At 63.3% G+C, this 12939-nt stretch carries 10 protein-coding genes and 1 pseudogene; 5 read left to right on the top strand and 6 right to left on the bottom strand.

Going from position 1 to position 12939, the window contains the following annotated elements:
* Positions 1 to 373: 373 nt before the first annotated feature.
* From C1M53_RS05945 to C1M53_RS05935, 3 genes and pseudogenes are all read left to right on the top strand, one after another.
* Positions 374 to 3175 carry an ATP-dependent Clp protease ATP-binding subunit gene (locus C1M53_RS05945; RefSeq protein WP_129411392.1) on the top strand — a complete coding sequence of 934 codons (2802 nt, stop codon included), beginning with the start codon at positions 374 to 376 and terminating at the stop codon, positions 3173 to 3175.
* An 85-nt stretch (positions 3176 to 3260) separates the two neighbouring features.
* Positions 3261 to 5644 (top strand): annotated as a pseudogene (locus C1M53_RS05940) (FdhF/YdeP family oxidoreductase).
* Positions 5641 to 5853, top strand: a complete 213-nt coding sequence (locus C1M53_RS05935; RefSeq protein ID WP_129411391.1) for a hypothetical protein — start codon at positions 5641 to 5643, stop codon at positions 5851 to 5853. Before C1M53_RS05940 ends, C1M53_RS05935 begins: the two are co-directional and overlap by 4 nt.
* 26 nt (positions 5854 to 5879) lie before the next feature.
* Here the strand turns inward: C1M53_RS05935 and C1M53_RS05930 are convergent, their stop codons facing one another.
* Genes C1M53_RS05930 through C1M53_RS05920 form a run of 3 tightly spaced genes read right to left on the bottom strand, consistent with a single transcriptional unit; the run spans position 5880 to position 7280 of the window.
* Complete coding sequence (locus C1M53_RS05930) at positions 5880 to 6398, bottom strand: HIT domain-containing protein (RefSeq protein WP_245488464.1); 519 nt, start codon at positions 6396 to 6398, stop codon at positions 5880 to 5882.
* Positions 6399 to 6776 carry a DUF4440 domain-containing protein gene (locus tag C1M53_RS05925; RefSeq protein WP_129411390.1) on the bottom strand — a complete coding sequence of 126 codons (378 nt, stop codon included), beginning with the start codon at positions 6774 to 6776 and terminating at the stop codon, positions 6399 to 6401.
* Between the two features lie 45 nt (positions 6777 to 6821).
* Positions 6822 to 7280, bottom strand: coding sequence for a pyridoxamine 5'-phosphate oxidase family protein (locus C1M53_RS05920; RefSeq protein WP_129411389.1), 459 nt, complete (start codon positions 7278 to 7280; stop codon positions 6822 to 6824).
* A 153-nt stretch (positions 7281 to 7433) separates the two neighbouring features.
* On the opposite strand from C1M53_RS05920, the gene C1M53_RS05915 reads away from it, so the two are divergent.
* On the top strand, positions 7434 to 7847 hold the full coding sequence (locus tag C1M53_RS05915) for a tellurite resistance TerB family protein (protein WP_129416043.1): 414 nt from the start codon (positions 7434 to 7436) through the stop codon (positions 7845 to 7847).
* A 46-nt stretch (positions 7848 to 7893) separates the two neighbouring features.
* Here the strand turns inward: C1M53_RS05915 and C1M53_RS05910 are convergent, their stop codons facing one another.
* The gene (locus C1M53_RS05910) at positions 7894 to 9558 is read right to left on the bottom strand and encodes an amidohydrolase (RefSeq protein ID WP_165358058.1); all 1665 of its coding nucleotides are present in this window, start codon (positions 9556 to 9558) and stop codon (positions 7894 to 7896) included.
* Between the two features lie 15 nt (positions 9559 to 9573).
* Positions 9574 to 11007, bottom strand: coding sequence for a cytosine permease (locus C1M53_RS05905; protein WP_165358057.1), 1434 nt, complete (start codon positions 11005 to 11007; stop codon positions 9574 to 9576).
* A 180-nt stretch (positions 11008 to 11187) separates the two neighbouring features.
* Between C1M53_RS05905 and C1M53_RS05900 the strand changes: the two genes are divergently transcribed.
* Complete coding sequence (locus C1M53_RS05900) at positions 11188 to 11838, top strand: TetR family transcriptional regulator (protein ID WP_165358056.1); 651 nt, start codon at positions 11188 to 11190, stop codon at positions 11836 to 11838.
* 76 nt (positions 11839 to 11914) lie between these two features.
* Here the strand turns inward: C1M53_RS05900 and C1M53_RS05895 are convergent, their stop codons facing one another.
* Positions 11915 to 12811 carry a DMT family transporter gene (locus tag C1M53_RS05895; RefSeq protein ID WP_129411386.1) on the bottom strand — a complete coding sequence of 299 codons (897 nt, stop codon included), beginning with the start codon at positions 12809 to 12811 and terminating at the stop codon, positions 11915 to 11917.
* Positions 12812 to 12939: the final 128 nt, after the last annotated feature.

Raw genomic sequence — 12939 nt, 5'->3', positions numbered from 1 at the left:
GGATGCAGGGGCGGTTAGAGCAATTCCGGCAAAAGTGCGCAGCGGTTTGCGTCCGGAATTGCCTACAAACAAGGAGATGGGGCATTGAAGGCGATTTTCGCCGGAAATGTTCCAGACGAGGAAGAGACCACGGGCCGGGCTGGAAGCGGACAGCCAAGGGTTCTCGTTCCCCCGTTTTTGATGGCGCTGGGTTCGTCTTGCGGAACAGCGTGCCTTGTCTTCGCCTGCGCTGGGATGCCAGTGCCGGCGCCGACAGCGTATTTTCAAAGGAGAATGAGTTCAGCGGTTGCCCGATGGGGCTTCGAGCAACGGCAAAGGCATCACCAAAGGCAAGATTTCGTGCTCGGAACAGAAACCGGCAAGGGGTAATCCAATGGCAGCCAAGCTATGCGAGATCTGTGGCGTTCGTCCGGCCGCAATCCGTGTCACCGTCGTCAGGGACGGAGCCCGTGAAGACCTGGATGTCTGCGAATACGACTACGGGCAGCTGACGCGTCACCAGAAATATCTTTCGCCCTTCGAATCCCTCTTCGGCAACAGCCCGTTCGGGGATTTCTTCAACCGCTCCGACGGATTGGCGGACAGTTCTCCCGGTGCCTTCAACACGCGCCGTGGCGGCTCGGCACCCGATACGACCGGCGAGCGGCAATACATCGAGCAGTTCAGCGAGCAGGCCAAGGAGATGCTGCAGCGGGCTGCCGAGCGGGCGGCCCAGAGCGGCCGCCGAGAAGTCGACACCGAGCATCTGCTCTACGTGCTGCCCGAAAGCGATGTCGTCCAGACCATCCTGAAGCAGTTCAAGGTATCGCCCGCAGATCTGCAGGCGGAGATCGATAAATACAGTCCCGAACAATCAGGCGACAAGGCCGACCCCAAGGGAGAAGTCGGTGTGTCGCCGAGGGTCAAGAGCGCGCTGGCGCGGGCCTACACCGCCGCGCGCGAACTCGGCCACAGCTATGTCGGCCCCGAACACCTGCTGATCGGGCTGGCCGAGGTGCCGGACAGCTATGCCGGAACGCTGCTCAAGCGATACGGCCTGACGGCCCAGGCACTGCGCCAGCAGTCCGTGAAAGTCGTCGGCAAGGGCGCTGAGGACGGCAAGGTCGACACGCCTACCAACACCCCCAACCTCGACAAGTTCAGCCGCGACCTCACCCGGATGGCGCGCGACGGCAAGCTCGACCCGGTGATCGGCCGCTCGAAGGAGATCGAGACCACGATCGAGGTGCTGGCACGCCGCAAGAAGAACAATCCGGTGCTGATCGGCGAGCCCGGCGTCGGCAAGACGGCGATCGTCGAAGGGCTGGCGCAGCGCATCATCAACAACGAGGTGCCGGAGGTCCTGCGCGGCAAGCGGCTCATCGAGCTCAACATCAATTCCCTGGTCGCCGGCTCCAAATACCGGGGCGAATTCGAGGAGCGCATCAAGCAGGTGATGGACGAGATCGCCGAGAAGCAGGACGAGCTGGTGCTGTTCATCGACGAGGTCCACACCATCGTCGGTGCCGGACAGGGCGGCGGCGAGGGCGGCCTCGACATCGCCAACACCTTCAAGCCGGCGATGGCGCGCGGCGAGATGAACCTGATCGGCGCCACCACGCTGAACGAATACCAGAAATACATCGAGAAGGATGCAGCCCTCGAACGCCGTTTCCAGCCCGTCATGGTGCCGGAGCCGACGGTCGACCAGACCATCAACATCCTGCGCGGCCTGCGCGACCGCATGGAGGCGCACCACAAGGTCATCATCCAGGATGAGGCGCTGGTCGCCGCGGCCGAACTGTCCGACCGCTACATCACCGGTCGTTTCCTGCCCGACAAGGCGATTGACCTGATCGACCAGGCGGCGGCACGGGTGCACCTGTCGACCACATCGCGTCCGGCCGACCTGCAGGAGGCGGAAGCGGAGCTCGCCCAGCTCAAGCGCGAGCAGGCCTACGCGACGTCGCGCAAGCAGTTCGACAAGGCCAAGGACATCGAGGCGAAGATCGCCAGGCAGGAAAAGGACCTCGAAGACAAGACCGACCAGTGGAAGCAGAAGATCGGGTCGAGCAGCGCCGACGTGCAGGTCAGCGACATCGCCGACATCGTCTCCAAGCTGACGGGCATCCCGGTCAACGAGCTGACGCAGGAGGAGAAGGAAAAGCTGCTCAAAATGGAGGAGCGGCTGCACCAGCGTGTCATCGGGCAGGACCAGGCAATCCAGGCGGTTTCCGACGCGGTCAGGCTGGCCAGGGCCGGCCTGAAGCAGGGCAACCGGCCGATCGCGACCTTCCTGTTCCTCGGACCGACGGGTGTCGGAAAGACAGAACTCGCCAAGGCGCTGGCCGAGGTCATCTTCGGTGACGAGGATGCCGTCATCCGCATCGACATGTCCGAATACATGGAGCGCCACGCCGTCTCCCGCCTGATCGGCGCGCCGCCGGGCTATGTCGGCTATGACGAGGGCGGCCAGCTGACGGAGCGTGTCCGCCGCCGTCCCTATAGCGTCGTCCTGTTCGACGAGATCGAAAAGGCGCATGCCGACGTCTACAACGTGCTGCTGCAGGTGCTGGACGATGGCCGGCTGACCGACGGCAAGGGCCGCGTCATCGACTTCAAGAACACCATGATCATCGCCACCAGCAATCTCGCTTCCGATGTCATCATGGGCCGTCCGAGCCTCGCCGGTTCGATCTCGTCGGAGGCGGTGCGCGATGATGTCATGGCGGTGCTGCGCAAGCATTTCCGGCCGGAGTTCCTGAACCGGATAGACGAGATCATCATCTTCGATCCGCTCTCCAGGACGCAGATCGGCAGCATCGTGGAACTGCAGCTCAACCTCGTTCGCCAGGTCGCGCTCGGCCAGGGCATCACGCTGAGCTTCGACAAGAGCCTTGTCGGCCATCTGGCCGAAGAGGGATATCAGCCGCAGTTCGGCGCGCGTGAGTTGCGGCGCGAAATCCGCCGCGTCCTCGAAGCGCCGCTGGCCAAGGAGATGCTGTCGGGCCGGGTCCAGGAAGGCGATACGGTCGACTGCAGCTACGCGGAGGGAACCGGTGTCGCCTTCAAGGTGACGCGCCCGGCGGCACCGGATGCCGGCAAGTCTCCGTCGCCGGAGCCGAAGAAGGCGAAGGCCGGCGGCAACTCGAAACCGAAGCAGGAAAATGCCGAGGTAGGATCGGAGGGCCCGTAGCAAGGCGAGCAGATGCCGTGGCCGAAATGATCAGGTGACTGAAAACCCGGAGCGGAAGACAAGGCCCGCCCCCTGGAGATCTTGAATGACGAAAAAACGTCCCGAAGGCATAACCGACTACAAGGGGCCGGCCGGCGGCTGGGGTGCGCTGAAAGCGGTGGCTCTCGCCCTCAAGGACCAGCAGGTGGTCGCGCGCGGGGCACGCGCGCTGATGAGCCAGAACAAGCCTGACGGCTTCGATTGCCCAAGCTGTGCCTGGCCCGATCCCAAGCACACCGCGTCCTTCGAATTCTGCGAGAACGGCGCCAAGGCGGTCGCCTGGGAGGCGACCACCAAGACATCGGCCCCGATTTCTTCAGGCAGCACAGCGTGCGCGAGCTGTGGAAGAAATCCGACTACTGGCTGGAGGACCAGGGCCGCATCACCGACCCGCTGCGCTACAATCCCGATACGGATCACTACGAGCCCGTCGGCTGGGACGAGGCGTTTGCCGGTATCGCCGCCGGCCTCAATGCGCTCGACCATCCCGATCAGGCCGAGTTCTATACGTCCGGACGCGCCTCCAACGAGGTCGCGTTCCTCTATCAATTGTTCGTCCGGCTCTACGGCACCAACAATTTTCCCGACTGCTCCAACATGTGCCACGAGGCCACGTCGGTGGGCCTGCCGAAGTCCATCGGTGTCGGCAAGGGCACGGTCAGCCTGGAGGATTTCGACCATGCCGACCTGATCCTGTCGATCGGTCACAATCCGGGCACCAACCACCCGCGCATGATGGCCACCTTGCGGCAGGTGAAGAAGCGGGGCGGCAAGATCATCGTCCTCAACCCGCTGAAGGAAAGGGCGCTGGAGCGGTTCGAGTCGCCGCAGTCGGTCGTGGAAATGGTGACGCTGACCTCGACCCCCATCGCCAACACCTATTTCCAGGTCAAGGTCGGCGGCGACGCCGCGGCGATCAAGGGCATCTGCAAGGCGCTGCTGGCGATGGACCAGGTGACGCAGCCCGCCGGACTTGAGCCGATCCTCGACTACGGCTTCCTCGACGAACACACATTCGGCTTCAACGGCTTTGCCGACGATGTGGCGGCCACAGGCTGGGCCGACATCGAGAAGGCCAGCGGTCTCTCCAGGGCGGACCTGGAGAGCGTGGCGGAGGCCTACGCACGATCGAAGGCCACCATCATCTGCTACGGCATGGGCATCACCCAGCACAGGACCGGCACGAGCAACGTCCAGCAATTGGTCAACCTGCTGCTGCTGAAAGGCAATATCGGCAGGCCCGGCGCCGGGCTCTGCCCGCTGCGCGGACACAGCAATGTCCAGGGCGACCGCACCGTCGGCATCTGGGAACGTCCGGGCGAAGCCTTCCTTGACCGGCTCGGGCAGGTGTTCGGTTTCGAGCCGCCACGGGCGCACGGCCATTCCGTCATCGATGCCATCGCGGCGATGCGCGACGGTTCCTCCAGGGCGGTGATCTGCCTGGGCGGCAATCTCGCCATCGCCTCTTCGGACCCGCAGGCCTGTGCCGAGGCGTTCCGCAAGCTCGACCTTTCCGCCCACATCACCACCAAGCTCAACCGCACGCATCTGCTGGTCGGCCGCGAGAGCTTCATCCTGCCTTGCCTCGGCCGCACCGACATCGATGAACAGGCGAGCGGCCAGCAGTTCGTGACGGTCGAGGATTCCATGTCGATGGTTCACGCCTCGCGTGGTTTCATCAGGCCGCCGAGCGACAATGTCAGGTCGGAGCCCTGGATCGTCGCGCAGATCGCCAAAGCGACCCTGAAAGGGAAGGGCGCCGTGGACTGGGACGCAATGGCCGCCGACTACGACCTGATCAGGGACAAGATCGAAGCCGTCTTCCCGGATTTCCGCGACTACAATGCCAGGGTCGCGGTTCCCGGCGGGTTCAACCTGCCCAATGCGGCCGCACAGCGCGTGTGGAAGACTGAAACCGGCAAGGCCAATTTCCTGGTCGCACCCGGCCTGCAGGAAGATGTCTCGACAACCGACCCTGCGGTGTTGAACCTGACCACGCTGCGGTCCCACGATCAGTTCAACACCACGGTCTATGCGCTCGATGACCGCTACCGTGGCGTGTTCGGACGTCGTGACGTGCTGTTCATCAACAGGCGCGAACTGGAGCGTCTCGGCTTCGAGGAGGGCGACGTCGTCGACATCCTGACCGCGCTCGACCATGCCGGCGATCATCGCATCGTGCGCGGGCTGACGCTTGTCGAATACAACCTGCCCGACGGATGCTGCGCTGCCTACTATCCCGAAGCGCAGCCGCTTGTCGCTCTCGAGCACCACGATCCGGAAAGCCGCACGCCGGCCTACAAGTCGATCCCCGTCCGCATCCGCGCGACGCAAAGCGTCGGCGAGGCTGATCTGCTCGTCGAAAAGGCAGGGGTCGTGGGAAGCCGGTTTCCGGGCGAGGCCCGCCGCCAACAGAGGAGGATGTCATGAGTGAGACGTATCACTGGTCCGACCCCGCGATGACGGCCGTCGGCCGCGCGCCGGACGATCCCAACCTGAAGTTCTCGATGGATGCGGCCGGCAACAAGCCGCCGAAGGACAGCCTCGCCAAGATGAAGCGCGCGGACCCGGGTGCTGACAGCACGCCAGAAGGCACCCTCTTCTACAACGGAGAGGGAGAGGAGAGCTGGCACCCGTGAAGTCACGGTTGCGGCTTGCAAGCCTGTTACCACTTCAGCTTGCGAAGCTGTGAAATCGCCTCGGCAACCGACGGGCCGGGGATCGGTGGCGGGTCTCTTCGTTCGCAGAACTCCCGCCAGACGAACAGGGTGAGTTCGGCGCCATCGGTGCCGGACTCCATCGACGGATCGGCAAAGGCTTCCAGGGCACGATATCTGGCATCGCCCCAGAACAGCTCCTCGACCCATGGATAGATGGGGATGACATGGAAATGCACCGGCCAGCCGGAATCATGGCCGTATCTGCCGATGTAGACCCGCCGGGCGGCCAACCCACGAAGGGCTGTCTGCGCCTTCGCAAGGAGTGGACCGAGATCGCACAGGGCTTCCGTCGACAATCCTGACAGATCGGGCGTCGCGGTCCTGGCTCCTACCATCAGATAGCCCGGCAATGCCGAGTTGAGCCTGTGCGTGATCAGCCAGTGCTCCGCCTCGAATATCAGGGCACTTGCGCTATCGAGAGGCTGCAACGCCGGATCCGGTCGCGGGAGAGGTTCCGGTTGCATTCAGGTCTCGCTCGTCGGCGTGCCCTGGTGGAACATCATCCGCCAGGTGCCGTCGGAAAATTTCCAGATCGAGCTTCGCAGTGTGTGCAAGGGCCGATCGCCGTCGAGCCTGCGTGTCCTGTAGGTCAGCAGGACGACATCGTCGGCAAGGGATTTCAGTTCGAACCCGCTCGCCACCAGTTCCAGGGGAGGGTCGCCTGCCTCCGCGGCAAGGCTGAGCACGATCTCTTTCTTGTCGTAGACCCGCCCGGATCGGCCGAACTCCACGAAGTCGTCCGTCAGAAGCGCGCCGACCGCCGCCGGGGAGGCGCGAACACTCTGCCTGAACAGTTCCTCCTCCAGCCCGCGGATGAGGTCGGGATCATGCTGTATGGCCACGTTTCCTCCTGTTGGAGCTTGGATGGTTTTCGACCCGAACGCCTGTCATGACCAGGCATAGTCCGGGCCGGTCCTGAAAAACGATACATTGTTGGTGAAGATGCTATCGGGAACCAGCCTGATCATCCGGTTCGCCGGGTCCTCGGTCTTGGCGATGGTGGCGATGAACCACTCATTCCAGTGTTCCTGCGGGCCGAGATATTTCAGGAGCAGGCGACGAAACCGGGCCGGCGACGACGCCTCGATCGTGGCCGGTCCGCGCAGGCCGCAATGCAGCAGCACGCCGGCGGCATTGTCGAAATGCACGATCTCCACCGCACATCGGGGGTCCCTCTGCAGGCGGGCGACCGAGCTGCCGCCTTCGTCGCCGAGCATCCACAGCACGCCCTCTTCCCAGATGAACCAGACCGGCGCGTTGCGCGGCGCGCCGTCATCGGCAACCGTCGCCAGGTTCGCCATCAGCGGCAGGGAAAGCACCCTGTCGGGATCGAAAGCTCGCATCATTCGCGCAGTCTCCTGAAAACCAAGCTTCTTGCCATGCTATCAAACGACGCCGACGATTTCGGGTATTTTTCCTTGTTGCTGCCTTTCTTCGTTCCTAGCTCAGTTACTGTTGCTGGTTTCGAGCCAGCCAATGGCAAACCGAATGGAGACATGATGCCCGGCCTCAATCCGCATGAAGCCCTGATCCACCTGATGGTGATCACCTCGGCTTCCGACCGCGACATGACCGACGTGGAACTCGCGCGGATCGGCAGCGTGGTCAGCTCATGGCCGGTCTTCGAGGATTTCAGCCACAACAAGCTGGTTGCGATCGCGCAGAAGTGCCAGAAGCTGCTGCACGAGAAGGACGGTCTCGACGGCGTTCTCGCCAAGGCGGCCAAGGCCCTGCCGGAACGGCTGCATGACACCGCCTATGCGGCAGCCTTCGAAGTTGCCGCCGTCGATCTCGAAATGCGCATGGAAGAGGTGCGCGTGCTGCAGCTCATCCGCCGCGCGCTCGACCTCGACACGCTCACCGTCGCCGCCATCGAGCGCTCGGCCAAGGCAAGGCATCGCATGCTGACCTAGTCGGACGGGCGGTTTTCGTGCGCGGGTGCTTTACGGCCTGTGCCGATCATACCGCGGGATCGCGGTGTGTGATGTGCCCGCCGCAGATCGTGGCGAGGCAGCGCATTCCGGCGATCGCCTCCGGCTCGACCGCCGTGATGTCCCTGTCGAGGACGGCGATGTCCGCGAGATAACCCACCGCCAGCCGGCCTTTGCGGTTCTCGGTGAACTCGGCATAGGCTGCGTCGCATGTGTAGGCCGCGAGTGCCTGATCCAATGTCTGGCGGTTGTCGGGCAGATCGTCCGCCAGTGGTGGACATGTCATGGCGCAATGGATCGACTGCAGCGGATCCACCGACACGACGGGCCAGTCCGACGAGAACACCATGCCGACGCCGGCATCGCGGAAGCGCTTCCAGGCATAGGCGCGCCGCCAGTTGTTGCGGCCGAAACGGCTGAGAACAGGTTCACTCGGCAGGCCATGTCCCGGCGCGTGCAGCGGCTGGAACGAGGCGATCGCTCCAAGACGGGCAAACCGATCGACATCGTCATCCAGCGCGATATCGACATGCTCGACACGGTGGCGGCTGTCGCGTGCACCGTTGCGGTGACGTGCCGCTTCGAAACCGTTCAGGACCCGGTGGACGGCTTCGTCGCCAATGGCATGCACGGCAATCTGCAGGCCGCGTCGGTCTGCTTCCCTGACAACGGCGTTGAAGCCCTCTTCGGTAAAGCGCGGCTCGCCTCGCCATCCGGGTTTGTCAGCGTAGTCATCGTGCATCAGCGCGGTCCAGGATTCCGGGACGCCGTCCATGAACAGCTTGACCTGACCCGAGCGTAGCCAGTCCGACCTGTAGCGTTGGTGCATGCAGTCGGCCTTTTCCAGGCTTGCGACATCCATCGACTGCACGAAGCTGAACGGCAGCCTGACCCGGCACGAAAGATGACCTTCCCTGTACAGTTCCTCGAGAAGTTCGGCCTGGTATAAATTGCCGTCCATGTTCTGGATGCTGGTGATGCCAAGCCGTGCGCAATGGTCGAGGCCGCGGCGCAGGATCGCCTTGTCGAGGGCTCGTTCTGAAGGTGTGGGGGATGGTTCGATGCCGTGCAGTGCCAGCGTTTCGCGACCGCCGCCAAGCGCTTCGACTGGCTTGATCGCATCATTCTCGCGCAATTCCCCCGACGCCGTGCCGCTCGGCTCCATCACGATCTCATTGCCCGGCGCCAGCCGTGCGCCGTGGAAGATGCCGGCCTGCTTCAATGCGGCGGATTTGGCCCAGGCGGCATGGAAGTCCGGTGCCGCCAGCAGGATTGGCCGCTCCGGAAGAATACTGTCGAGGATATGGCGGTCGAGCTTTCTGCCGTCGCCAAGCACGTCGTAGGCGACCCCGACGCCGGAAATCAGCGGCAGATCCGGATGCATCGCCGCGAAGGCCTTTGTGGCTTTCGCCAGGGCTTCATAGCCCGTCACCTCGGACAGATTGAGATGGGAAAGCTTCGTCGCTCCGAAGAAGAGATGCATGTGGTTTTCGTTGAAGCCCGGCAGGATGGAACCGCCGCGCGCGTCGACCAGTGTCGTTGTCGGCATGCGCATGGAAAACACATCGTCGTCCGTGCCAATGGCGCAGATTTTCCCGTTGGCAACCGCCACTGCCGTTTGAACCGGTGTGCACGCACCGGTCATCGTCAATATGCGTCCGTTGAAGACGATCAGATCCGCCTTGCCGCTCACGTGCCTGACTCCAGCTCAGCTTTGCTGGGGAAGGGCGGTCGCCCGCATGCCCACGCGGCCACGCTGGAAGGTGACCGCATAGACCATCGCAGCCACCAGCATGCCGGCCGGGATCGAGAGATCCAGTCCGCCCAATGCGTTGGCAAGCGGACCGGTGAAGATCGGCGTGTTCAGGAAGAGCAGCGCAGCCGCCGATCCGGCGAATTGGGCCGACAGGCCGGTCCAGTTGAAACCATTGCGATACCAGATAGGACCCGCCGGGGTGTCGTCGTTGAGCCCGGGCCCGTCGTAGCGGTTGCGGCGCAGCGCCATGTCGGTCAGGTAGATCGCCATCCCGGGTGCCAGGGGAACCACGATCATCTCCAGCACGCTGGTGATCGTGCTGGTCAGGTCCGAAACGAAAAGCGCGTAGCAGGTGATTGCGACTGCCACGAGACCGTCCACGACCACGCTTCTGGCCCGGCGGATCTTCACGCCCATGGCCTGCAAGGCCAGTCCCGAGGCATAGGCGACCAGTGCGCTGCCGCAGACGGTGCCCGTCAGGAAAAGCAGCAGGAAGACAGGGTAGAACCATGCCGGCAGGACTGCGGCAAGCGCCAGCTGGAAATTTGTCATGTCGATCGCGGAGCTTGCCAGCACGCCGAAAATCTGGAGCAGGACGGCCGGCACGGCGCCACCGAGCGCGGTCCAGAAGATGATGGCGGATCGCGACGTCTCGGCCGGCAGATAGCGTGCGTAGTCGGCGCTGTTGCACCACGATATGCCTTGAGACGCGATGAGCACCAGTGCCGTGGAAAAGGCGACGGGCGAAAACGGGGTCGACGCTGCCTCCAACGGCATGGTGATGTGTGGCGCCAGCGACGCCACGAGCGGCACCAGCCCCACCGCCAGGACCGTGGCGCACAGCCCGGACAGGCGCGCGATGGTGGCGTGGCCGTAGACGCTGATCGTCAGCGTCAGCAGTGCGATCGCGCACAGGATCAGGAACTGCGCCATCGGTGGAGTCGGCACGGAGAACAGGGCGAAAAGCGCAAGAACCGTCTGCACCGCGAAGATGAGCCAGACCGCCTGCGCCGCCAGGCAGATCGCCCAGGACGTCCAGGCCACATTGATCTTGTTTCCATGCACGCCATACATCGAGCGTGTGATCATCGTCGATGGCGTACCGGCACTCGGACCGCTGCATGCCAGTATGCCGACGAGCAGCCAGGTCAGGTTCCCGAGCAACACCACCAGGATGGATTGCCAGAGGCTGAGGCCGAACATCGGCAGCAGGCCGCCGACAATGATGTTGCTGTAGCTGATGCTGGCCGTGGCGAAGATCGAGAACAGTTCGCGTGGATGCCCATGGCGCTCCGCCCTGGGCACATAGTCAATGCCGCGTGTCTCGATCATCCCAAAACGGTCGACGCCGCCGGTCTGTATCTCCTTCGCCCGTGTTCCCACCACGATCCCTCCCTTATTGGTCTTTTGACCAATAGCTACCGACTATTGTTCATGTGTTCAATAGGGGTCTCGCGGATTTCGGGTTGGCAAGGATTGGCCAGCTTGTCACCTTGGCTTGCCATTGGGTTTTTCCCTTTGTTATTGATCGTCGGACCAATTGGTGCTGCTGTTCGGCACGGCGAGATGAAACCGCAGACAAGACAAAGAAAGATACCGAGCGAACGCAGAAGCGAGATCGTCGCGATTGCCAGCCGTTTGGCCGGCGAGACGGGATTTGGCGGTGTCACGCTCAGGCAGGTGGCGCGGGCCGCAGGTGTCACGCCGGGACTGGTCAGCCACTATTTCCCTACGGTCGAGCTGCTTCTGGCGGAGGCATTCGAGCAGGCGATGACAGCCCAGATGCGTGACATGTTCGAGACGGTCCGCGCGCAGGAAACATCGGTTGGCCGCATGCGCATGTTCCTGCGTCTGAACCTCGACGAAGAGCGCGACAGCCAATATCTGCTCTGGGCGCACGCCTGCCTGCTGGGGCGCGATCAGCCATTGCTGCGCGATGTCGTGGTACGTTTTCTGGACAGCTGGGACGACGAGCTGGAGAAGGTGATCAGGGAAGGCGTCGAGAAGGGCGATTTCCGCCCGCACGATCCCAGGACGGCCGCCATCCACATTTCCGCCCTGCTCGACAGTTTCGCCAGCCACGTCATCAGCTTCTCGCGATCCCGCCTGGGTATCCTGAGCGAGATGGTCATCGATGCGAGCGAACGCGAACTCGGCCTTGCATCTGGCACGCTGAAGCTCACCCAGACCCAGAGCAGTTCTCGGGAAAGTGCGTAGCGGTTTTCCGTCCGGAATTGCGCCCCAGACGCATGCCGCCGCCGAAGATGGTGTCTCGACGTGGGGTCTGGGACTTTCAGCCGCGTGACGTCATCCAGACGCCGACAAGCGTAACCCCCAGGCCAGCGAACATCGTGACCGTCAACGGTTCTGAAAACAGCGCCCATGACCACAGCATCGTCACCGGCGGACTGAGGTAGATCGCTGCGCTGACTTTCGCCGCCGGAAACAGCCGCAGCGCCGTGTAGTAGACGGAATAGGCTGCGAAGGTCGCGATCAGGACCAGCCATGCCATCCCGATGGCGAAGGTCCTGGTCATCGGCGGCGCGATGCTGCCCGTGAGCAGCGCGCAGGCGCCAAACAGCGCCGCGCCCGTCAGCGTATGGATACACAGGCTCTGGTGAACCGGCATGTGTCCGGTCCGCCGCCGTTTGTGCAGAACGGATGCCAGTGCGAAGACGAGCATCGAACCGATCGTCAGGCCATATGCCCAGACCGGCGCGGTGCCGAAACTCAGGCTGTCGAACGATACGACCAGCACCCCTGCAACCGCGATTGCCGTGCCCAGCCATTGCCGCGCGCCGAGCCGTTCGCCCAGCACCGGCTGCGACAGCACAGCGATTGCCAGCGGCAGCAGATCGGACGTCAGTGCGACAAGACCGGTCGGAACCCTTTGCTCGATCGCCAGGGCAAAGCCGCCGAGATAGAGGAAGACGGACATCACTCCGAACCACATCTGGTCGAGTACCGCGCGAGGCGTCATCCTCGGACCGATGGCCAGGGCGAACGGCAGCAGGATCAAGCCCGAGAGGAGCGTGCGCCAGAACAGGATGGTCACGACGCTTGCCTCTTCGTTCGCATAGCGGATGCCGACGAAGCCGGAACTCCATGCCAGGATGAGGAGCGAGGCCATCAATGGCCAGACAAACCGGTTTCGGTTCTGGACGGGCAGGGTCTGCGGCTGGTCGATCATCGGCTGTCATTCGGGTTGTTCGCCGGCAGCTATCAGCAATGGGCGAACCGATGCTCATGACAAATTTCGATCGATGCATGACAGAGTTGGCTATCGGGTCATGAGAAATTGCCTTTCCGAGCCCGTCA

Source organism: Mesorhizobium sp. Pch-S (genome assembly GCF_004136315.1).
GTDB lineage: Bacteria > Pseudomonadota > Alphaproteobacteria > Rhizobiales > Rhizobiaceae > Mesorhizobium.
This window is presented reverse-complemented; position numbering and strand designations above follow the sequence as displayed.

Coding starts and splice junctions, on each gene's coding strand:
- C1M53_RS05915 (WP_129416043.1), top strand. CDS start 7,434: ATGCCCGGCCTCAATCCGCATGAAGCCCTGATCCACCTGATGGTGATC.
- C1M53_RS05930 (WP_245488464.1), bottom strand. CDS start 6,398: ATGCAACCGGAACCTCTCCCGCGACCGGATCCGGCGTTGCAGCCTCTC.
- C1M53_RS05900 (WP_165358056.1), top strand. CDS start 11,188: ATGAAACCGCAGACAAGACAAAGAAAGATACCGAGCGAACGCAGAAGC.
- C1M53_RS05895 (WP_129411386.1), bottom strand. CDS start 12,811: ATGATCGACCAGCCGCAGACCCTGCCCGTCCAGAACCGAAACCGGTTT.
- C1M53_RS05920 (WP_129411389.1), bottom strand. CDS start 7,280: ATGATGCGAGCTTTCGATCCCGACAGGGTGCTTTCCCTGCCGCTGATG.
- C1M53_RS05945 (WP_129411392.1), top strand. CDS start 374: ATGGCAGCCAAGCTATGCGAGATCTGTGGCGTTCGTCCGGCCGCAATC.
- C1M53_RS05935 (WP_129411391.1), top strand. CDS start 5,641: ATGAGTGAGACGTATCACTGGTCCGACCCCGCGATGACGGCCGTCGGC.